Consider the following 20,224-nt stretch of genomic DNA (forward strand, 5'->3'; position numbering starts at 1 on the left):
ACGCCGGGCAAGGCCCGGCGCCTTGTATAGCGCTGCACGCCGAGGCGTTCTTTAGAACTGCCAGCCTACGGATGCGGAGAAGGAATCGATCTGGTAGTCGCTGTCGAAGTCGTAGCGTTCATATTCGGCGCGCACCAGGAAGGGGTTGAAGTTAAACTGCGCACCGGCACCGTAGACCGGGTCTACGCCATCGTTGTCCTTCAGGTCGGTGCTCGCACCGCCGAGATTACCGTCGACGTCGGTTTCCCACTTCGCCATGCCCGCCTTGGCGAAAAGCTCGAACCAATGGGTGATGGGCAGCTTCCCGACCAAGCTGACGCCGTAGGCTTCTGACTCGAGGTCAGTATTGGCCGTGTCGTTGCCCTTGAGCTCGACACGCCCGAGGTCCGCATAGAACGCCTCGGTGGCGAAGTAACGGTTGAAATTGTAGCCGACGAAGCCCTTGAAGACATTGTCGTCATCGTCGGTATCGAAGTCCTCGCTACCCGACTCGATAAAGTCGTCAACGTCGTCGTCATCGTTTTCCAGCGAGCTGAAGCCGGTCCCGATGCCGACGTATAGGCCTTCGGGATTAGGAGCGGCCATGGCGTTGGGTGCGAGGACGAGCAGCCCCGAGGTGGCGACGGTGGCGGTTAGCAAAGCCTTGAGTTTCATGAGGTTCTCCTTGATTGTCTCATCACGACGTATCCTGGTGCATTGGCTTCGTTGCGTGGCACTGGGGCGGTCGTAATGGCATGGCATCCTGCCGTTCATTCCATGCCCATTTGGCATGTAGAAGCGAACGAGCGTTTTATATCTAAGCGTCTGTCTGGCCCATTGACAAGGCGAACAGTGTTAAAAAACGTACTCGGGCGTAGGCATATGGCGACGCCCATAAAAAACGCCCCGCATTGGCGGGGCGTTTCGGTGACCTGCACTCTTTCTCAATAGGCGAGCATTGGAAACGAGTGGTCAGGCTTCCTCGGCGACTGGAATAACATTCGCAGCCGCATTCTGGAACTCTTCGATTTCATGGAAGTTCATGTAGCGGTAGATTTCACCCGCCATGGCGTTGAACTCGCTCATGTAACCCTTGTATTCCTCGACGCTCGGCAAGCGTCCCTCGACGGCCGCGATGGCGGCCAGCTCGGCGGAGGCAAGATAGACATTCGCGCCATCGCCGAGACGGTTGGGGAAGTTGCGCGTGGAGGTCGAGACCACGGTGGACTTGGGCGCTACGCGTGCCTGGTTGCCCATGCACAACGAGCAGCCCGGCATTTCCATGCGTGCGCCAGCGCGCCCGTAAATGCCGTAGTAACCCTCTTCCGTCAACTGATGTTGGTCCATCTTGGTGGGCGGTGCAAGCCACAGGCGGGTCTTCAGGCTGCCGGGGGGCTGTTTCTCGAGCAGTTTGCCGGCGGCGCGGAAGTGGCCGATGTTGGTCATGCACGAGCCGATGAAGACTTCGTTGATCTTCTCGCCGGCGACGTCGGAGAGCAGGCGTGCGTCGTCAGGATCGTTGGGCGCGCACAGCACAGGCTGGTCGAGTTCGCTCATGTCGATCTCGATCACGGCAGCATATTCGGCGTCGGCATCGCCACGCATCAGGCTGGGGTCGGCCAGCCACTCTTGCATGGCCTGGATGCGGCGCTCCAGCGTGCGGGCATCGCCGTAGCCATTGTCGATCATCCACTTGAGCAGGGTGACGTTGGAGTTCAGATACTCAGCGACTCGTTCCTCGCCCAGGGTGATCGTACAGCCGGCGGCACTGCGTTCGGCGGAAGCGTCGGAGAGCTCGAACGCCTGCTCGGCAGTGAGATCCTCGAGGCCTTCGATTTCCAGAATACGGCCCGAGAAGAAGTTCTGCTTGTTTGCCTTCTCGACGGTCAGCAGGCCGTCCTTGATGGCGTAATAGGGAATCGCATGTACCAGGTCACGCAGCGTGATGCCGGGCTGGCGTTCGCCCTTGAAGCGCACCAGCACGGATTCCGGCATGTCCAGCGGCATGACGCCGGTGGCGGCGGCGAAAGCGACCAGGCCCGAGCCCGCCGGGAAGGAGATGCCCATCGGGAAGCGGGTGTGGGAATCGCCGCCGGTACCGACCGTATCCGGCAGCAGCATGCGGTTGAGCCACGAGTGGATGATGCCGTCACCCGGGCGCAGCGAAACGCCGCCACGGTTCATGATGAAGTCGGGCAGGGTGTGATGGGTCTCGACATCGACCGGCTTCGGATAAGCCGCTGTATGGCAGAACGACTGCATGACCAGGTCGGCCTGGAAGCCGAGGCACGCCAGGTCCTTGAGCTCGTCGCGGGTCATCGGGCCGGTGGTGTCCTGAGAGCCCACGGTGGTCATCTTGGGTTCGCAGTACATGCCCGGACGCACGCCGCCCATGCCGCAGGCCTTGCCGACCATCTTCTGCGCCAGGGTGAAGCCCTTGCCGGTATCGATCGGCTGTTCCGGCTTACGGAAGATCTCGGAGGTGTCGAGGCCGAGTTCGTTACGCGCTTTCTCGGTCAGGCCACGGCCGATGATCAGCGGGATACGGCCCCCGGCGCGCACTTCGTCGAGGATCACCTGCGTCTTGAGCTCGAAGGTGGTGATGATCTCGTCGCTAGCGTGACGCGTCACCTTGCCTGCATAGGGATAGACGTCGATGACATCGCCCATGTCGAGCTTGGAAACATCCATTTCGATGGGCAGGGCGCCCGCGTCTTCCATGGTATTGAAGAAGATCGGTGCGATCTTGCTGCCGAATACGAACCCGCCGGCACGCTTGTTGGGTACGTTGGGAATGTCGTCGCCGAAGAACCACAATACGGAGTTGGTGGCCGACTTGCGCGACGAGCCGGTGCCCACGACATCGCCGATATAAGCGACCGGAAAGCCTTTCGCCTTGACCTCGTCGATCTGGGTGATGGGGCCCTTGCTGCCGGGCGCATCCGGCGTAATGCCATCGCGGGGGTTCTTGAGCATGGCATTGGCGTGCAGCGGGATATCCGGGCGCGACCAGGCATCCGGTGCCGGAGAGAGATCGTCGGTGTTGGTTTCGCCGGGCACCTTGAATACCGCGATACTAATTTTCTCGGGCAGGGCCGGCTTGGCCAGGAACCATTCGGCTTCGGCCCAGGATTCGAGCACGGCCTGGGCGATGGCGTTACCGTTCTTGGCGCGTTCGGCGACATCGTGGAAGGCATCGAACATCAACAGGGTGTGCTTGAGCTGTTCGCCGGCTTCCTGGGCGAGGGCGTCATCGTCGAGGAGTTCTACTAGCGTGGCGATGTTGTAGCCGCCTTGCATGGTACCCAACAGCTTGACCGCGTGCGTCTTGTCGATCAGCGGAGAAGAGGCCTCGCCCTTGGCGAGGGCGGTCAGGAAGCCGGCCTTGACGTAAGCGGCTTCGTCCACGCCGGGCGGGACGCGGTTGGTGAGCAGTTCGAGAAGCGTTTCTTCCTCGCCGGCGGGCGGCGCCTTGAGCAACTCGACCAGTTCGGCGGTCTGCTCGGCGTTGAGCGGCTGGGACGGCACGCCTTCGCGCGCGCGCTCCTCGGCATGTTGGCGGTAGGCTTCAAGCACGTTGGGACCCTCGTCAGTCATCGAAACCAGGGCGGGGGCGATGCGCGTGGCGATGATCACTTCTTACGCACGCACATGGCGAACACGACCGACCTGGCGCAGGTTGTCACCGGTCTAAATAGGCAGCGAGATTCTACTCGAAACTGTCGACAATGTTAAGAAGGCCTTCTATGACAGGAGCTGAGAGGATGGTCAGCGGCATTGGCCCATGCACGACGGTCGCTGTAGCGGCGCGCTCGCGATACCATGCGTGCTTGGGCAAAAGGGAGTCGAGATGGCCGCCAACGAGAGCAAGGCAAAGCGTATCCAGTCGCCATGCGTGGGATTGTGCTCGACGACCGTGGGTGACCGCGTCTGTCGGGGCTGCCAACGCACGGAAGACGAAATTCGCGACTGGTTCACGCTCGACGTCGAGGCCCGTACAGCGCGCATACAGGCATTGGATGCGTTGCGTGTGCGGGTCGCCTCGCGCTTCTTGCATGTCGACGATCCGGCATGCCTGGAGGCGCAATTGATACGCCATCGAATTCGCTTTCGCAGCGAGCAGCCATCGTTGTCACGTGCCGTGGAATTGCTGCGCGTAGGGCGTACGCGCATGCAGGACTTGAGTCGCTATGGACTACGCCTACATGCAAGCGTCGCTCGACTCGCGCCCGATACCTTGTACGCGGCGCTGCAAGAAGCGTTGATGCAGGAAGCGCTCCACCGCCTGACGACAGCACCGACCGAGCCTTCCATTTAACTTTCATGACCCTCTCAATGGATAGAAGAAAGCCATGTCCACTGACGCAAACGCCTTGCTACCCCAGGAACTAGTGAACTTCTTGCCGTGCGCGACCCCGGATGCCTGGGTTCAGGCAGCGCTGGCGCATCCGTCGCTGTTGCTCATCGATCACGCGCAATGCGAGAAAAAGGCGGCCTCCACGGCGATGAATCTGATGTATCGCTATGTCGAGCATACTGAGTTGCTGACCAAGATGTCGCAGCTGGCCCGCGAGGAGCTTCTGCATTTCGAGCAGGTGGTGACCTTGATGCGCGAGCGGGGCGTGCGCTATCGCCAACTCAGCGCCTCGCGCTACGCTGCGGGTTTGCGCCAGCATGTGGGTAAGGACGATCCGCAACGCCTGGTCGATACGCTGATCGTCGGCGCCTTCATCGAAGCGCGTTCGTGTGAACGCTTCGCGTCTCTGATCCCTTTTCTGGATGATGAGCTTGCCAAGTTCTATCGCGCTCTGGTTAAGTCGGAAGGACGCCATTACGAAGATTATCTGGCGCTGGCGCGGCAGTACGCCACGCAGGATATCGCGCCGCGTATCGCCTTTTTCGCCGAGCGTGAGCGCGAGCTGATCGAATCACCGGATACCTGCTTTCGCTTCCACAGCGGTGTGCCATCGGCAGCGTGATCGCGCTCGCCGGCGGTAGCGGCCCAATCAGGGTATGACGACGATGACTCAGGAAACCCCGGCACTGCCTCGATTGACGCTGTTCGGGCATTTTTCGATGACGCTGGGGGACACCACGCTCACCCAGTTCAGCTATGACAAGGTCAAGGCATTGTTGGTCTACCTGTTGCTCAACGAGCAGGCGGCCAATCGTGCCGGGCTGGCGGAAATGCTGTGGCCCGATCAAGGCCTGTCGTCGGGGCGTACCAATTTGCGCCATGCGCTGCATTGTCTGCGGCAACGTCTCGGCGATGAGGCCGAATCGGTTCTGACGGTTTCGCGTCAAAGCATCGAATTGCGTCTGTCATCGCATTGGATGATAGATGTGCGTCGCCTCGAGACGTTGCTGCAAGCGCCGCCCGAGATCGGTGCCATCGACGAGTTGCTCACCTTGTATCGTGGCGACCTGGTCGAAGAACTGCACTTGCCGCAGTGCAGTGATTTCCAGCGCTGGTTGGTCAAGGTACGCGGCGAATGGCGCCAACGCATGATCGCTTATATCGAATGTGCGTTGGACGGCGACGATAACGTCTCCGAGGAGGTGTTGCGTCAGTTGGTGAGCCGTTTTTCGGGGTATGGTCCCTTTCATGAACGCTTGGTGCACCAACTGGCCGAGAAGGGACAAATTGCCGCCGCGCATGAGCAGTTCAATGCCTATCTGGAACTGCTGGCGCTGTCCGGTCAGCAGCCCGATGCCGAGTTTCTGCAGCTGGCGCGCTATTGGTCGGATGGCGCGCAGCCGACGGCGCCCACCTCGCCCCAGGGCGCTTTTTCGCGGACCGTGGCGCTGGACAGTGCCCCCGTGCGTGAAGACGAGATCGATTATCGCCAGCTATCGGTAATGGCGATTCGCCTGCATCTTCAGGGCGATTGGCAGGAGCGTGCGCAGGGACATGCCTGTCTGCTCCTGCAGGTGGAGCTGATGCGTTGGCTGGAGCGCCAATGCCATCTACTGGGTGGTTTCTGGCTGCCTGGCGCCACCGGCGGGCTGGGGCTGGCCTGTTTCGGCACTCACGGGCCGGCGCATCAGTTGGCGGAGCTGGTGGCGCTGTATGAGCATTGTCGTCGCCAGCTCCCCGAAGAGATTCAACGTCACTGGTCGGGTAGCGACCCTGCGCCGCGTTTCGAACTGGCTGCGGGGCTCAACAGCGGGCGTGGGTTGTATCTGCCCGAGCGCCGCCTTGCCGACCCCCTTGGGCAGGTGACGCAACCGGCGCTTGAGCTCATGAGTGCCGCTCAGGGCAGCGAGTTGGTGATTTCGCAAGAGGCGAGTCAGCACATGCCCCCCGCGCTGGATCTGCAGCCGCGCCTGACGACGCGCCTGCTGGCCGCCGACGGACGAGTACGCCTGCGCGCGTTGGTGCTGGGAGTCGACGAAGGCGGACGCGATGCCACGCCGCCGAGCCTGATCGGACGCGAAGCGGCACTGCGTCAGTTGCGTGATGCCTTGGCCAGGGTGGTCATCGGGTTGCGCCAGAGCGTGCTGGTGCAAGGTGCGCTGGGCATGGGCAAGTCGGCGTTGCTGGTGAGCTTCCGGCAACTGGAGCAAAGCCAAGAGGTTGCCCTGTGCTGGCAGCCGACGACGCGGTTGTCGACCCAGACGCCTTACGGCGTGGTGCGCGCACTGTTGCGCTGGTATCTCGACCGAGATGTCGATGCCTCGACGCTGGCCACCTGGTTGGCCAATGAACCGGCACTGGACGAATCGCGGCGCGAGGTGCTTTACCATGCGCTGAGCGATGACGATGGTGGTGACGGCGATATCGGCGAGAGTCTCGAGCCGGTCACGGAACTCTTTCATTCGCTGGTCGAGCGTATCACCGCGAGCCGCCCGCTGGCCTTGGTCATCGATGACCTGCAATGGCTCGATGAACTCTCGCTCAAGGTGTTACTGGCATTGCAGGCACGCCTGCCGATCAATGTTCCCTTCATGCTGATTGCCAGTCACCATGGGCGCGAGGCGTTGCCGGTGCGACTCAACTGGGACCAGCACATCGTGCTGGGGCGCCTGGACAGCACCCAGTCGTCACGCCTGCTGGTGCAGCTCGCCAAGCATTATCGCTTGCACATCAGCCCGCGCCTGCGTGAGCAGCTCATCGAGCGTTGCGATGGGGTGCCGCTTTACTTGCAGGAAATTTGCCGACGTCTCGACATGGATCGCCGCGAGGGGCGTCGCGTCCAGGTGGATGAGTTGCCACGCGGGTTGCTGGGGCTTCTTTCCAGCCGCATCGAGCAGCTCGATGCCGACCGCGATGTGGCCCATGTCGCGGCGGTGCTCGGGCGTCAATTCCGGGTCGCCTTCCTGCGCGAATGTACTGGGCTTGGCGAGACACGTCTAAAACAGGTGCTCGATCACATGCAGCGCCTGGAGATCATCGAGCCCTGCCATGGCGAGAGCCCGTTCGACTATCAGTTCGTTCATCAACTGTTGCAGGAAGCCGCGTACCTTTCTTGTCCTCGCGATGTCAGAGGGCGGCTACACCATCAGGTCGTCACGCTCATCGAGGAGCGCTTCCCGGCCTTGATTGGCCAGCATCCGGGATATTTCGCGTCGCACTTGCGTCGTAGCGGTGACCATGCGCGTGCAGCGCGTTACTTCGAGCTTGCTGCGCGGGCCGCTCTCAAGTTGAGCGCCAACCGCACGGCGCTAAAGATGGCCGATTCGGGGCTGGAGTGCCTGCAAGATCTCGCTTCGCAGGAAGAGCGCTATATCAGCCTGTTGACGGTGCGCGGCCAGGCGGCCTTTGCGCTCGAGGGGCATGGTTCGCCCACGGCGCATGAGAGCTTCGTGCGCGCCAAGGACATGTTGGGAACGCTGGAGGCGCGGCGCGTCGAAGACGACGAAGCGGATGATGAGCAGCCATTCCTGGTGACTTGGGGGCTATGGGTCGGCTGCAGCCAGCGCCACGCGCATGCCGATGCGTTTGCCTTGGCGGCGCGCTTGTCGGCGTTCGCCGAGCGCCTCGTCGATCCGCGTTACCAGCGCCTGGCGGATTACGCGCGGGCGCATTGCGAATATTGGGCAGGACGCGTGCGTCATGCTTTTGAGCATCTCGAGGAAATCGATCCTCTGCATCAGCCGATGGTGCTCGATTGGTTGCCGTTTTCCGATCACCCACAGGTCGCAGCGGCTTGCTACCATGCCTGGGCCTTGTGCCTGCGCGGCGATTATCTGCGTGCCGAGCAGCAGATCGAGGCGGCGATACGCCTGGCCGAGGCTATCAAGCATCCGGGGTCGTTGGCGCTGTCGCTGATTTTCGCCGCGGCCTTGTATCGCCAGCTCGGGCATGTGCACATGGCGGCGACTCGCGCCGAGCGCGCGCGCGAGGTGACGTCGACGCCGGATCTGCATCTCTGGCATTACGCGGCGCAAGGCATCCTCGGCTGGTACAAGGCGATGAGCGGCGATCCGCAAGGCCTGGCGCTTCTCGAAGAGAGTATGGAGCAAGTGGCCGAGGCTACGGGGCAGGATCGTTATCAGCGTCCTTTGCTGTGGTACGGCGATGCCTGCCTGGCGCTGGGGGAATATACCCGGGCCGAGGACTATCTGGACCAGTGCTTGATGATCGCGCGTGAACGCGGTTCGTTGTATTTACCGGAACTGACCCTGCAAATGGTACGTGTCCGTCACGCGCTGGGGTATGCACCCCAGGAAGTGCGTCGCTTGGCCGAACAGGCCTGTCGCGTGGCGAGCGAACAGGAGAATCGGCATCACCAGATCAATGCCTGCGAGATCTGGCTAACGCTGATCGACCCCGATGATGACGATATGCGGCAACGCTTCCGTCAATTGCTGGGTCAGGTTTCGTTGACCGACGCACCGATGCTGGTGCGCTGGCGCTTGCAACTGGATCGTGCCTTCGAGCCACAGCACGAGCGCTCATGATTGCAGGCTCAGTGTCGTCAGATCGCGAATTCGCGTAACTGCGGCTCGGCGCCGTCCTCGACACGTATTTCCCAGCCGCTGCCGGGTCGCCAATCGCCGAGGACGATGCGCTGGGCAGGCTGACCGTCGAGGTCGACGTCGTGAACTGCCGGGCGATGCGTGTGGCCGTGAATGAGCGTGGTAACGCCGTGCGTGCGCATGGCCGCTTCGACTTCCGCCGGCGTCACGTCCATGATCGCGTCGGCTTTTTGCGTGTTGGCATCCGCGGATTGCAGGCGCAGGCTCTTGGCGAGCTCCAGGCGTTGTTCGACGGGCAGGGCGAGAATCTGGGCTTGCCATTCGGGATCTCGCGACATGGCACGAAACTTCATGTACTCCTCATCGCCGGTGCACAGGCTATCGCCGTGCATCAGCAGCACGCGCTTATTGCCCAGGGTCACCAGGCTCGGGTCCTCGAGCAAGGTGGCGCCGGCAGCCTCGGCGAAGGCGTGACCGACGAGGAAGTCTCGATTGCCATGCATGAAATAAATCTGGGTGCCGGCGTCGCTGAGGCGTTTCAGCGCATCGATGACTTGACGCTCCAGGTCACCGAGATAGTCGTCGCCGATCCAGGCTTCGAAGATATCGCCGAGCAGGTAGAGCGTGTCGGCGTGGCGTGCCTCGGTTTCCAGGTAGTTCAGAAAGCCGTGGGCGATGTCCGGCTGGCCCGCGTGGAGGTGCAGATCGGAAATCAGCAGGGTGGTCATCGTGCTGGCGTCCTCATGGGCGTGCGTGTGGCGATCGTCAGATTCGGCCGCGCCGCGCCGAATCGGCGCGGCGTCGCGCCTTATCAGTCTTCGACGGAGGCGCGCTCGAGAATGACGTCCTCGGTGGGCACGTCGGCGTGCATGCCACGGCGCGTGGTGCGCATGTTCTTGATCTTCTCGACCACCTCCATGCCCTCGGCGACCTCAGCGAAGACGCAATAGCCCCAGCCTTGCATGGACTTGTCGCGGTGGTTGAGGAAGTCGTTGTCGGCGACGTTGATGAAGAACTGTGCACTGGCGGAGTGTGGGTCCTGGGTGCGTGCCATGGCCACGCTGCCCTTGACGTTCTTCAGACCGTTGTCCGCTTCATTGTCGATCGGCGCGCGGGTGGGCTTTTGTTCGAACTGGGTGTCGAAGCCGCCGCCCTGGACCATGAAACCATCGATGACGCGATGGAACAGGGTGTCGTCGTAATGGCCGTCGCGCACGTATTGCTCGAAGTTGGCCGCGGTCTTGGGCGCGTTTTCATGGTCGAGGCGCAGACGAATGCTGCCGTAATTGGTTTGCAGAACGATCATGGACGTATCCTGGCGAAGAGAACTGAGCGCGACTTGGCGTCGCGCGCTGGCGTCGCGCTATAATAGCGGCTTTGCACCCGCGGGCGAAACCGTGTCGAGGCGCCAGTCGGTGCTTTGACGTGCCCTCCGGCCACTCCGCGAACGAACAGAGGTTCTGTAGAAAGCCCATGAGCGTAGATAGCCACTCCGCCCCGAATTTCATCCGCAATCAGGTTCGCGAGGAAATCGAGGCCGGTCGCCAAGATGCCATCGTCACTCGGTTTCCGCCGGAACCCAACGGGTTCCTGCATATCGGCCATGCCAAGTCGATCTGTCTGAATTTCGGGCTTGCCGAGCAGTTTGGCGGTCAATGCCATCTGCGTTTCGATGACACCAACCCCGCCAAGGAAGAACAAGCCTATATCGATGCCATCAAGGCCGATATCACCTGGTTAGGATTCGAGTGGGACGGGGCAGTGCGCTATGCTTCGGATTACTTCGATCAGTTGTATGCCTGGGCGCAGCATTTGGTGCGTGAGGGCAAGGCGTATGTCGATGACCTATCCCCCGATGAGATTCGTGAATATCGCGGCACCTTGACTGAGGCCGGCAAGCCGAGCCCGTATCGTGATCGTGCGCCCGAGGAAAACCTCGATCTGCTCGAACGCATGCGCAAGGGCGAGTTCGCCGAGGGAGAAAAAGTGTTGCGTGCCAAGATCGACATGGCCGCGTCCAACATCAATCTGCGCGATCCGATTCTGTATCGCGTTCGCCATGCTCATCACCATCAGACGGGCGACAAGTGGAAGATCTACCCGTCCTACGATTTCACGCATGGCCAGTCGGATGCGCTCGAGGGCGTCACGCACTCCATCTGCACGCTGGAGTTCGAGGATCATCGTCCGCTTTACGAGTGGTTCCTCGAGAATCTCCCGGTACCGGTCAAGCCGCGTCAGATCGAGTTTGCGCGCCTCAATCTCGCGCATACGGTGACATCCAAGCGCAAGCTCAAGCTGCTGGTCGACCAGGGTATCGTGGATGGCTGGGACGACCCGCGTATGCCGACGATTTCGGGGATGCGTCGGCGCGGCTACACGCCGGGTTCGGTGCGTAAATTCTGCGAGATGATTGGCGTGACGCGGGCCGATGGCGGCATGGTGGATATCGCCATGCTCTACCATGCGATTCGCTCCGACCTGGAAGACAACGCGCCACGCGCGATGTGCGTGCTCAAGCCGCTCAAGGTGGTGTTGACCAATCTCCCCGAGGATCATGAGGAAACCTTCGAGGTGGCCGGCCATCCGGCGCGTGATGACATGGGCGTGCGCCATCTGCCGTTGACGCGCGAGGTATGGATCGACCGTGACGATTTCATGGAAGAGCCGCCCAAGAAGTTCTTCCGCCTGGCGCCAGGCAAGGAAGTGCGCCTGCGCAATGCCTATGTGATCCGCTGCGACGAGGTCATCAAGGACGCCGATGGCGACATCCAGGAGCTACGCTGCAGTGTCGATTTCGATACCCTGGGCAAGAACCCCGAGGGGCGCAAGGTGAAAGGCGTCATCCATTGGGTGAGCACCGTGCACGCCGTGCCGGTCGAAGTGCGTCTCTACGATAATCTGTTCCAGGTCGAAGCGCCGGACCGCGATCGCGACGGCGATTTTCTCGAGCATTTGAATCCCGAGTCGCTGCGTGTCGTCGAGGGCTATGCGGAGCCGAGCCTGGCCGACGTCGAGCCCGAGAGCCGTTATCAGTTCGAGCGCGTGGGCTATTTCTGTGCCGACCGTTACGCCTGCCGCGATGGCAAGCGGGTCTTCAATCGTACGGTGGGGCTCAAGGATGGTTGGGCCAAGGCACAGAAGAAAGGCTGAGAGGGGTTCGTCGTGCAGATCTACAATACGCTGACGCGTCGCAAGGAAACGTTTACGCCACTCGATGCGAGTCGAGTACGCATGTACGTCTGCGGGATTACCGTCTACGACTACTGCCATATCGGCCATGCCCGCGTCATGGTCGCCTTCGACATGATTACTCGCTATCTGCGTTGGCGGGGGTTCGAGGTCGATTACGTGCGCAATATCACCGATATCGATGACAAGATCCTCAAGCGGGCCGAGGAGAATGGCGAACCGATTGCGGCGCTGACCGCGCGCATGATCGACGCCATGCACGAGGACGAAGGGCGTCTTGGGGTTTTGCGTCCCGATCGTGAGCCACGTGCCACGGCGCATGTCGACGATATCATCGCCATGGTCCAGCGCTTGGTCGACAAGGGGTATGCCTACCCAGCCGCCAACGGTGACGTTTATTATCGCGTGCGGCGTTTCGAGGGGTACGGCAAGCTCAGCAATCGTGATCTCGATGACATGCGCTCGGGCGCGCGTATCGAAGTCGAGGCCGCCAAGGAAGACCCGCTGGACTTCGTGCTGTGGAAGGCCGCGAAGCCGGGCGAGGAGAGCTGGCCATCACCATGGGGCGCGGGGCGGCCAGGTTGGCATATAGAGTGCTCGGCGATGTCGACGTGCTGCCTGGGGGATACCTTCGATATTCATGGCGGTGGCCCGGATCTCGTGTTTCCACACCATGAAAACGAGATCGCGCAAAGCGAGGCGGCGACCGGGCAAGCCTACGTCAACACCTGGATGCATGCCGGGGCGGTGCGGGTCGATCACGAGAAGATGTCCAAGTCCTTGGGCAACTTTTTCACGATTCGCGAAGTGTTGGAGGCGCATGCTCCTGAAGTCGTGCGTTATCTACTTCTGGCCAGCCACTACCGTAGCCCCATCAATTATGCCCCCGACGCGTTGGGCGAGGCGCGTCGTTCGCTGGAGCGTTTCTATAACGCCCTGCAGGGCGTGACGCCGGCTGAAGGTGAGGTGGCGGCGGATTATCGCGAACGTTTCGTGGCCGCGATGGATGACGATTTCAATACCGCTGAGGCGTTGGCGGTGTTGTTCGATCTCGCGCGCGAGTTGAACCGCACCAAGCAGGAAGCCCCGCAGCGTGCACCCGCATTGGCTTACGAGCTCATATCGCTAGGCGAGGTGCTGGGGCTCTTCGGGCAAGCGCCCGCCGATTTCCTGCAGAAAGGGGCGGGGCAGCTGCCGATGACCGAGGACGAGATCGAGGAACGCATCGAGGCGAGGGCGCAGGCCAAGAAGGCCAAGGACTTCGCTACCGCCGATGGCATACGCGATGAATTGGCGGCGCTGGGAATTGTGTTGAAGGATAGCCGCGAGGGCACGACCTGGGTGATCGAAGGCCGCTAAGCGCTGTCTGAAACGTCGGCGAGCGCAGAAGATCCATAAACGACAGAGCCCGCGACTCGATCGCGGGCTTTGTCGTTCGGCCGGGTGCGTGTCGCGATCGACTCAGGCCGGTGTGCCCAGGCGCTTGACCATGGCTTCGACCATCATTGCCGAATGCGTGGCGGCTTTATCGATGAAGGCCTTGAAGGAAAGGTTGGACTCCTTGCCGGCGATATCGGAAAGCGCACGAATGACGACGAACGGGCAGTCGTAAAGGTGACACGTCTGGGCGATGGCTGCCGCTTCCATCTCGGCGGCCAGCATGCTCGGAAAGCGCTCGCGTGCCTGCGCCACCATGGCCTCCTCGGCCATGAAGATGTCACCCGTGCAGATGAGGCCTTCCGTGACGCGTAGCTCGCCAAGGCCCTCGATGCATTCCCGGGCGGCCTCGACCAGACGAGGGTCGGGAAGATAGGCGGGTGGCATCTGCGGTACCTGGCCGTATTCGTAGCCAAACACCACAGCATCGACGTCATGGTGGCGCACCTCACTGGAGATGACCACGTCACCGACCTCGAGGTCGGCCCCGAAGCCGCCCGCCGAGCCGGTGTTGATGATCACGTCGGGCTGGTGGAGCTCGAGCACCTGAGTGGTGCCAACGGCGGCGTTCACCTTGCCGATACCCGATTGCAGGATAACGACCTCGACACCGTGCAAGTAGCCGGTGTGAAAGGTCGAGCCGGCATGCTGGCGGGTCTGGCCGTTTTTCAGGTGCGAGGCGAGGAGTTCGACTTCCTCTGCCATGGCACCGATGATGGCGATCTTGCGCATGTGGGGTGGGATCCCTCTATCTATCGATCAGGCGAACACCTGGTTCCATTCGTTGCGTTTGGCCAGCAGGTCGCGGGCCAAGGCTTGGGCGCCTTCCAGGCTGTGGCTGGCGGCCCAACCGCACTGCATCTCGTTGCAGGCCGGCACGTCTTCGGCGACGAGGACGTCATTGAGGGTCTTGTCGATCATGTCAAGCACCTGGTCATAGTCGTCATGATTGATCAGGGTGACATAAAAGCCGGTCTGGCAGCCCATGGGGCTGATGTCGAGGACCTTGTCGGTATGGTTACGCGACAGTTCGGCCATCAGGTGTTCCAGAGAATGCAGCGCGGGCATTTCCATGTGCGCCTTGTTGGGCTGGCAGATACGCAGATCGTACTTGTGAATCGCGTCGCCATGCTCGCCGCTCTTGATGCCGGCCAGACGCACATAAGGTGCCTTGACCTTGGTATGGTCGAGGTTGAAGCTTTCGACGTTCATTTCCTGGTCGCTCATCTATCGACTCCTTTTCGCTATCCGAATTTCGGTTTAGACACTCATTGTAACGTCTGTCTGTCAGGCATGCATGTCGTCGTGGAGTTCAGCGGCAAGCAGGGTGTTTTCCAGCAGCGAGGCGACTGTCATGGGGCCCACGCCGCCGGGTACGGGCGTGATGAAACTGGCACGCTCGGCGGCGGATGCGAACTCGACATCGCCCGCAAGCTTGCCATCGGCTTGGCGATTGATGCCCACATCGATGACCACGGCCCCCTCCTTGACCCACTCGCCCTTGACGAGCCCGGGTTTGCCGACGGCCACGATGAGCAGGTCTGCGCGCCGAATATGGGATTCGAGATCGTGGGTAAACCGATGGCAGACGGTCGTGGTGCTGCCGGCGAGCATCAGTTCCAGTGCCATGGGGCGCCCGACGATATTGGAGGCGCCGACGATGACGGCATCCAGGCCGCGTGCCTGGATGCCACTCTCCTGCATCAGCGTCATGATGCCCTTGGGCGTGCAAGGGCGCAGCACGGGGAGCCGCTGGGCGAGCCGGCCGAGGTTGTAGGGATGAAAGCCATCGACGTCTTTATCGGGGCGGATGCGTTCGAGAATCGGGCGTTCGTCGAGATGCTCGGGCAGGGGAAGTTGTACCAGGATGCCGTCGATACCGGCATCTGCGTTCAGCGAGTCGACCAATGCCTCGAGTTCCGCCTGTGTGGTCGTGGTGGGCAGCTGGTGTTGCACGGAATGCAGGCCGGCCTGGTCGCAGGCGCGGTGCTTGTTGCGGACGTAGACTTCGGAAGCGGGGTCTTCGCCAACGAGGACGACCGCGAGCCCTGGGGCGCGCTTATCGGCATGGCGGCGCGCCTGGACCTGACGAGATACCTGTTCGCGGACGTTAGCGGCAATCGCCTTGCCGTCGATCAACTGAGCGGTCATCGACTCGTTCCTTTGACATGCGTGGCCCGGTGTCGGGCGGCGTTAGAAAGAAGCGTGATTTTCGCACGCTGGGAGGTGCAGTCAATGTATCCCTCGCATGAGTAAGGCGGAAGGTGGAACGTAAGGGCTTGACCTGGCAAGGAAGATGCGTAGAATACGCTGCGCATCGACGGGCTCGATTGGCCATGCCCAAGCGGTCTCGGGGCGACGGGGTATAGCGCAGTCTGGTAGCGCGCCTGCTTTGGGAGCAGGATGTCGGGGGTTCAAATCCCTCTACCCCGACCAGCATCCGGATCCTTTCGAGGGTCGGTTCAAGGTTGGGTCTGTGCCGGCGTTATAAAGCGCTCATAGCTCAACCGGATAGAGCAACGGCCTTCTAAGCCGTAGGTTGCAGGTTCAAGTCCTGCTGGGCGCGCCAGGCACAAAGCCAACGCTAGGTTCAAAGCCAACGCTAGGTTCAAAGCCCAAGATAGGCTCAAGGCCAAGAAAAGCGTCGATGTCGGGATAACTCCCGTTGCGTATCAGGTTATGGTGGATGTAGCTCAGTGGTAGAGCCCCGGATTGTGGCTCCGGTGGTCGTGGGTTCGATCCCCATCATCCACCCCATGCTTGAACGTGTCGCAACAATTCGTCGTCGTGGTGGATGTAGCTCAGTGGTAGAGCCCCGGATTGTGGCTCCGGTGGTCGTGGGTTCGATCCCCATCATCCACCCCAGCGATGACTTTCCTCCTTATTGCCCCCTTCGTTTGTTTTTTCCTAGCGTAATCTTCGTTCTTATAGGTTGTATTCTGCACGTCTGTATCGAGGCGCCTCGTTAGACTTTCTTGTCTCGTGACGATGGCCATTTGCTTTTTTCGTGTCTTCTCCCTTGTAAGATGAGACATCCAGCCCCATAAACCACGCATTGCGCTTGCCAGCGCGGATGGGGATTCATAGAATCTTCGTCTTATTACTTACGCTTTTTCAGAACGCCCAGTCGGTAGAGGATCATTCATGCAAGTTTCCGTTGAGTCGACTTCCCAGATCGAACGTCGTGTCACCGTCCAAGTGCCGGCGACCGAGGTCGATCAAGCCGTGGCTACCCGCCTGCAGGAAACCGCCAAGAACGTGCGGCTGAACGGCTTTCGGCGTGGCAGGATTCCGATGACGGTCGTACGTCAACGTTTCGGCCAAGAAGTCCGCAACGAAGTAGTGGGCGAAATGATGCGCCAGCATTATGTGCAGGCGATCACTCAGGAAAGCCTCAATCCGGCCGGTTCTCCGCAGGTCGAGCCCACCGTCGACGAAGACGGTAAGGATCTGGAGTTCGTTGCTACCCTCGAGGTGTATCCCGAGTTCGAACTCAACTCGATCGAAAACACCGAGATCGAACGCCCTCAGGCGGAAGTGACCGAGGCCGATGTCGATCAGATGATCGATACCCTGCGCTCGCAGAACGCCGAGTGGGAAGAAGTCGATCGTGCCGCCGCCGAGGGCGACCAGGTAACCATCGATTTCCAGGGTTTTCTGGGCGATGAGCCGTTCGAAGGCGGTTCTGCCGAAGGCCACGAACTGGAGCTGGGCTCCAATAGCTTCATCCCGGGCTTCGAAGAGCAACTGGTGGGAGCCAAGGTCGGCGACGATCTCGAGATTCAGGTGACCTTCCCCGAAGATTATCAGGCGGAGCATCTGGCGGGTCAGGAAGCCAGTTTCAAGGTGAAAATCCACAAGGTAGCCGGCAAGCAACTGCCTGAGGTCGATGACGAGTTCATCAAGCGCTTCGGTATCGAAGAGGGTGGTGTCGCTGCCTTCCGTGCTGACGTGCAGAAAAACATGGAGCACGAGCTATCTCAGGCCGTGACCAATCGCGTCAAGCAGCAGGCGCTCGAAGCGCTGCAGCAGGCCAATGATATTCAGGTCCCGCAGTCTCTGATTCAGCAGGAGACCGAGGGACTCAAGCGTCAGGCCGCGCAGCAGTTCGGTTTGGGTGAAGACTTCGATGTTTCCCAACTGCCCGATGAACTGTTCGCCGATCAGGCGAAGAAGCGCGTTCAGGTGGGCCTGCTGCTGGCCGAAGTTGTCAAGGTCAATGAGCTCGATGCCAGCGACGATGAAATCAAGGTGCGCGTCGAAGAGTTGGCACAGCAATATCAGCAGCCTGAGCAGGTGGTTGAGCATTACCTCAAGAACGAGGAGATGAAGAACCAGGTCAAGTCCTCGGTGCTCGAAGACAAGGCGGTTGACAAGTTGCTGGAGCAAGCTCAGGTTAAGGATGTCGAAATGTCCTACGAGCAGGCTTTGCAAGCGGCCCAGCAGCAGCAAGAAGCAGATGATGAGGACGAAGCGCAGGAAGAGACCAACGCTTAAGCGTTCTTTCGCGTGCCGTCGCAAGTGCCTGGACCCGGCTACGGCCGGGTCTCTAGTCACTGGAGCAATCAGTCACCGGATTAAGGAAGCCACGCAATGGGCAATGAGTTCGATATCAGCAACGCCGGCGGTTTAGTCCCCATGGTGGTGGAGCAGAGCGCGCGTGGCGAGCGGTCCTACGACATATACTCTCGCCTGCTCAAAGAGCGCGTTATCTTTCTGATTGGCCCAGTCGAAGACTACATGGCCAATCTGGTGGTGGCTCAGATGTTGTTTCTCGAATCCGAGAACCCCGACAAGGATATCCACCTGTACATCAATTCGCCGGGCGGCTCTGTGACGTCGGGGATGTCCATCTACGACACCATGCAGTTCGTCAAGCCTGACGTATCCACCGTGTGCGTTGGCCAGGCTGCGAGCATGGGGGCATTGCTGCTTGCCGGTGGCGCCGAGGGCAAGCGCTACTGCCTGCCGCACTCACGGATGATGATTCATCAGCCGTTGGGCGGTTATCAGGGTCAGGCGGCCGATATCGAGATCCACACCAAGGAAATTCTCAACATCCGCCAGCAGCTCAACGAAATTCTCGCCCGGCATACCGGCCAGGATGTGGAAACGGTCGCACGAGATACGGATCGCGATAATTTCATGAACGGCTCACAGGCGGTCGAGTACGGCCTCATCGATGCCATGCTGGATAAGCGCCCGGTATCCTGATAGCGTTTGACCAAACATGGTAGCGATTAGCCAGACATGCATTTATTACCGGCGGTTCGTCAGGGCCGCCGCTATAACGAGGTACACGAATGGCTGACGGCAAAGGCAAAGACGAGAGCGGCAAGTTGCTGTACTGCTCGTTCTGCGGCAAGAACCAGAACGAAGTGCGCAAGCTGATCGCGGGTCCTTCCGTCTACATCTGTGACGAATGTGTCGATCTATGCAACGACATCATTCGCGAAGAAGTGCTGGAGGCCGATGCCGAGGGCGATGACGAACGTCTGCCGGCACCGCGCGAGATCCGTTATACATTGGACGATTATGTCATCGGGCAGGACCGTGCCAAGCGGGTGCTTTCGGTGGCGGTCTACAATCACTACAAGCGTCTGCGTGCCGATGTGAAGACCGACGATGTCGAGCTTGGCAAGTCGAACATTCTCCTGATCGGCCCGACCGGTAGTGGTAAGACCTTGCTGGCCGAGACCATGGCCCGGCTGCTTAACGTTCCGTTCACGATCGCCGATGCGACGACCTTGACCGAAGCCGGGTATGTCGGTGAAGACGTCGAGAATATCATCCAGAAGCTGCTGCAGAAGTGCGAGTACGACGTCGACAAGGCGCAGCGCGGGATCGTCTATATTGACGAGATCGACAAGATTTCGCGCAAGTCGGACAATCCTTCGATCACGCGCGATGTCTCCGGTGAAGGCGTCCAGCAGGCCCTGCTCAAGCTGATCGAGGGCACTACGGCCTCGATACCGCCACAAGGTGGTCGCAAGCATCCTCAGCAGGAGTTTCTGCAAGTCGATACCACCAATATGCTGTTCATTGTCGGTGGGGCGTTTGCAGGGCTGGAGAAGGTGATCCGTGATCGCATCGAGAAAGGTGGCATCGGCTTTAACGCTGAGGTGAAGAGCAAGGACTCCGAAAAATCGATGGGGGATGTCCTCGCGGGCGTCGAGCCTGAGGACCTGGTCAAGTTCGGCTTGATTCCGGAATTCGTGGGCCGTGTGCCGGTCATCGCGACGCTGACCGAGCTCACCGAAGAAGCTTTGATCCAGATCCTCACCGAGCCCAAGAACTCGCTGATCAAACAGTACACGCACCTGTTCTACATGGAAGGTGTCGAGCTGGAGTTTCGCGAGGATGCCCTGCGAGCCGTGGCGCATAAGGCCATGGAGCGCAATACCGGGGCACGTGGTTTGCGGTCGATCCTCGAATCCGTGTTGCTCGAGACCATGTATGAGGTGCCATCGCTCGAGGATGTCACCAAAGTGGTCATCGACGCCTCGGTCATTACCGGGGACAGCGAGCCGCTGCTGATCTACTCTCAGCAGGAAGAAAGCAAGGTGGCTGGCAAGGACGGCTGAGTTCTGGCCAGAGTCACCGTGGGGGCCTAAGGGCCCCCTTTTCGTATGCGCCCTGCCTCGAGCCATGAAACCGACGGGCTGCACGGTTGCATCATGCTGGATGCGCCCCC

15 protein-coding genes and 4 tRNA genes are annotated in these 20,224 nt (G+C 60.6%); 12 read left to right on the top strand and 7 right to left on the bottom strand.

Features of this window, described 5'->3' with window-relative positions; genetic code table 11:
* Window positions 1-51: 51 nt before the first annotated feature.
* Window positions 52-654, bottom strand: a complete 603-nt coding sequence (locus L1073_RS06750) for a porin family protein (protein WP_246897856.1) — start codon at window positions 652-654, stop codon at window positions 52-54.
* Window positions 655-951: 297 nt separating this feature from the next.
* Window positions 952-3,555, bottom strand: a complete 2,604-nt coding sequence (acnB, locus tag L1073_RS06755; RefSeq protein WP_246897858.1) for a bifunctional aconitate hydratase 2/2-methylisocitrate dehydratase — start codon at window positions 3,553-3,555, stop codon at window positions 952-954.
* 274 nt (window positions 3,556-3,829) lie between these two features.
* On the opposite strand from acnB, the gene L1073_RS06760 reads away from it, so the two are divergent.
* The 3 genes from L1073_RS06760 to L1073_RS06770 are packed head-to-tail and all read left to right on the top strand — an operon-like array spanning window position 3,830 to window position 8,883.
* The gene (locus L1073_RS06760; protein ID WP_246897859.1) at window positions 3,830-4,297 is read left to right on the top strand and encodes a DUF1289 domain-containing protein; all 468 of its coding nucleotides are present in this window, start codon (window positions 3,830-3,832) and stop codon (window positions 4,295-4,297) included.
* Between the two features lie 34 nt (window positions 4,298-4,331).
* Window positions 4,332-4,958, top strand: coding sequence for a MiaE family protein (locus L1073_RS06765; RefSeq protein WP_246897861.1), 627 nt, complete (start codon window positions 4,332-4,334; stop codon window positions 4,956-4,958).
* Between the two features lie 43 nt (window positions 4,959-5,001).
* Entirely contained in the window at window positions 5,002-8,883 is a 3,882-nt protein-coding gene (locus tag L1073_RS06770) for an ATP-binding protein (protein WP_246897863.1), read from the top strand.
* 17 nt (window positions 8,884-8,900) lie between these two features.
* On the opposite strand, the gene L1073_RS06775 is transcribed toward L1073_RS06770, so the two are convergent.
* Together L1073_RS06775 and L1073_RS06780 are read right to left on the bottom strand one after the other, a co-directional pair.
* A complete protein-coding gene (locus tag L1073_RS06775) occupies window positions 8,901-9,629 on the bottom strand; it encodes a UDP-2,3-diacylglucosamine diphosphatase (RefSeq protein WP_246897864.1) in 729 nt (242 codons plus the stop codon).
* Between the two features lie 83 nt (window positions 9,630-9,712).
* Window positions 9,713-10,207 (bottom strand): peptidylprolyl isomerase, encoded by a 495-nt coding sequence (locus L1073_RS06780; protein ID WP_246897867.1) that lies wholly within the window; start codon window positions 10,205-10,207, stop codon window positions 9,713-9,715.
* Window positions 10,208-10,374: 167 nt separating this feature from the next.
* Here L1073_RS06780 and L1073_RS06785 point away from each other — a divergent pair, with 167 nt between their 5' ends.
* Together L1073_RS06785 and cysS are read left to right on the top strand one after the other, a co-directional pair.
* Entirely contained in the window at window positions 10,375-12,054 is a 1,680-nt protein-coding gene (locus L1073_RS06785; protein ID WP_246897868.1) for a glutamine--tRNA ligase/YqeY domain fusion protein, read from the top strand.
* Between the two features lie 12 nt (window positions 12,055-12,066).
* A complete protein-coding gene (cysS, locus tag L1073_RS06790) occupies window positions 12,067-13,452 on the top strand; it encodes a cysteine--tRNA ligase (RefSeq protein ID WP_246897870.1) in 1,386 nt (461 codons plus the stop codon).
* A gap of 102 nt (window positions 13,453-13,554) precedes the next feature.
* Here the strand turns inward: cysS and mtnN are convergent, their stop codons facing one another.
* Genes mtnN through folD form a run of 3 tightly spaced genes read right to left on the bottom strand, consistent with a single transcriptional unit; the run spans window position 13,555 to window position 15,681 of the window.
* A complete protein-coding gene (gene mtnN, locus L1073_RS06795; protein ID WP_246897872.1) occupies window positions 13,555-14,262 on the bottom strand; it encodes a 5'-methylthioadenosine/S-adenosylhomocysteine nucleosidase in 708 nt (235 codons plus the stop codon).
* A 27-nt stretch (window positions 14,263-14,289) separates the two neighbouring features.
* The gene (locus L1073_RS06800) at window positions 14,290-14,757 is read right to left on the bottom strand and encodes an S-ribosylhomocysteine lyase (protein WP_246897874.1); all 468 of its coding nucleotides are present in this window, start codon (window positions 14,755-14,757) and stop codon (window positions 14,290-14,292) included.
* Window positions 14,758-14,817: 60 nt separating this feature from the next.
* Window positions 14,818-15,681, bottom strand: coding sequence for a bifunctional methylenetetrahydrofolate dehydrogenase/methenyltetrahydrofolate cyclohydrolase FolD (folD, locus tag L1073_RS06805; RefSeq protein ID WP_246897876.1), 864 nt, complete (start codon window positions 15,679-15,681; stop codon window positions 14,818-14,820).
* A 208-nt stretch (window positions 15,682-15,889) separates the two neighbouring features.
* On the opposite strand from folD, the gene L1073_RS06810 reads away from it, so the two are divergent.
* From L1073_RS06810 to clpX, 7 genes are all read left to right on the top strand, one after another.
* A tRNA-Pro gene (locus L1073_RS06810) sits at window positions 15,890-15,966 on the top strand.
* Between the two features lie 56 nt (window positions 15,967-16,022).
* Window positions 16,023-16,099 (top strand) — tRNA-Arg (locus L1073_RS06815).
* Window positions 16,100-16,212: 113 nt separating this feature from the next.
* Window positions 16,213-16,287, top strand: a tRNA-His gene (locus L1073_RS06820).
* Window positions 16,288-16,320: 33 nt separating this feature from the next.
* Window positions 16,321-16,395: transfer RNA gene (locus tag L1073_RS06825), tRNA-His, on the top strand.
* 279 nt (window positions 16,396-16,674) lie between these two features.
* Window positions 16,675-18,027 (top strand): trigger factor, encoded by a 1,353-nt coding sequence (gene tig / locus L1073_RS06830; RefSeq protein ID WP_246897877.1) that lies wholly within the window; start codon window positions 16,675-16,677, stop codon window positions 18,025-18,027.
* A gap of 96 nt (window positions 18,028-18,123) precedes the next feature.
* Window positions 18,124-18,744, top strand: a complete 621-nt coding sequence (gene clpP / locus L1073_RS06835; protein WP_246897879.1) for an ATP-dependent Clp endopeptidase proteolytic subunit ClpP — start codon at window positions 18,124-18,126, stop codon at window positions 18,742-18,744.
* 89 nt (window positions 18,745-18,833) lie between these two features.
* Window positions 18,834-20,114: an ATP-dependent Clp protease ATP-binding subunit ClpX gene (gene clpX, locus L1073_RS06840; RefSeq protein ID WP_246897880.1), complete on the top strand. Its 1,281-nt coding sequence runs from the start codon at window positions 18,834-18,836 to the stop codon at window positions 20,112-20,114.
* The last annotated feature ends 110 nt before the right edge of the window (window positions 20,115-20,224 follow it).

The sequence above is a fragment of the Chromohalobacter nigrandesensis genome (genome assembly GCF_023061285.1).
Classification (GTDB): Bacteria; Pseudomonadota; Gammaproteobacteria; order Pseudomonadales; family Halomonadaceae; genus Chromohalobacter; species Chromohalobacter nigrandesensis.

Coding starts and splice junctions, on each gene's coding strand:
- L1073_RS06750 (WP_246897856.1), bottom strand. CDS start 654: ATGAAACTCAAGGCTTTGCTAACCGCCACCGTCGCCACCTCGGGGCTG.
- L1073_RS06760 (WP_246897859.1), top strand. CDS start 3,830: ATGGCCGCCAACGAGAGCAAGGCAAAGCGTATCCAGTCGCCATGCGTG.
- L1073_RS06765 (WP_246897861.1), top strand. CDS start 4,332: ATGTCCACTGACGCAAACGCCTTGCTACCCCAGGAACTAGTGAACTTC.
- L1073_RS06770 (WP_246897863.1), top strand. CDS start 5,002: ATGACTCAGGAAACCCCGGCACTGCCTCGATTGACGCTGTTCGGGCAT.
- L1073_RS06775 (WP_246897864.1), bottom strand. CDS start 9,629: ATGACCACCCTGCTGATTTCCGATCTGCACCTCCACGCGGGCCAGCCG.
- L1073_RS06780 (WP_246897867.1), bottom strand. CDS start 10,207: ATGATCGTTCTGCAAACCAATTACGGCAGCATTCGTCTGCGCCTCGAC.
- L1073_RS06785 (WP_246897868.1), top strand. CDS start 10,375: ATGAGCGTAGATAGCCACTCCGCCCCGAATTTCATCCGCAATCAGGTT.
- mtnN (WP_246897872.1), bottom strand. CDS start 14,262: ATGCGCAAGATCGCCATCATCGGTGCCATGGCAGAGGAAGTCGAACTC.
- L1073_RS06800 (WP_246897874.1), bottom strand. CDS start 14,757: ATGAGCGACCAGGAAATGAACGTCGAAAGCTTCAACCTCGACCATACC.
- folD (WP_246897876.1), bottom strand. CDS start 15,681: ATGACCGCTCAGTTGATCGACGGCAAGGCGATTGCCGCTAACGTCCGC.
- tig (WP_246897877.1), top strand. CDS start 16,675: ATGCAAGTTTCCGTTGAGTCGACTTCCCAGATCGAACGTCGTGTCACC.
- clpP (WP_246897879.1), top strand. CDS start 18,124: ATGGGCAATGAGTTCGATATCAGCAACGCCGGCGGTTTAGTCCCCATG.
- clpX (WP_246897880.1), top strand. CDS start 18,834: ATGGCTGACGGCAAAGGCAAAGACGAGAGCGGCAAGTTGCTGTACTGC.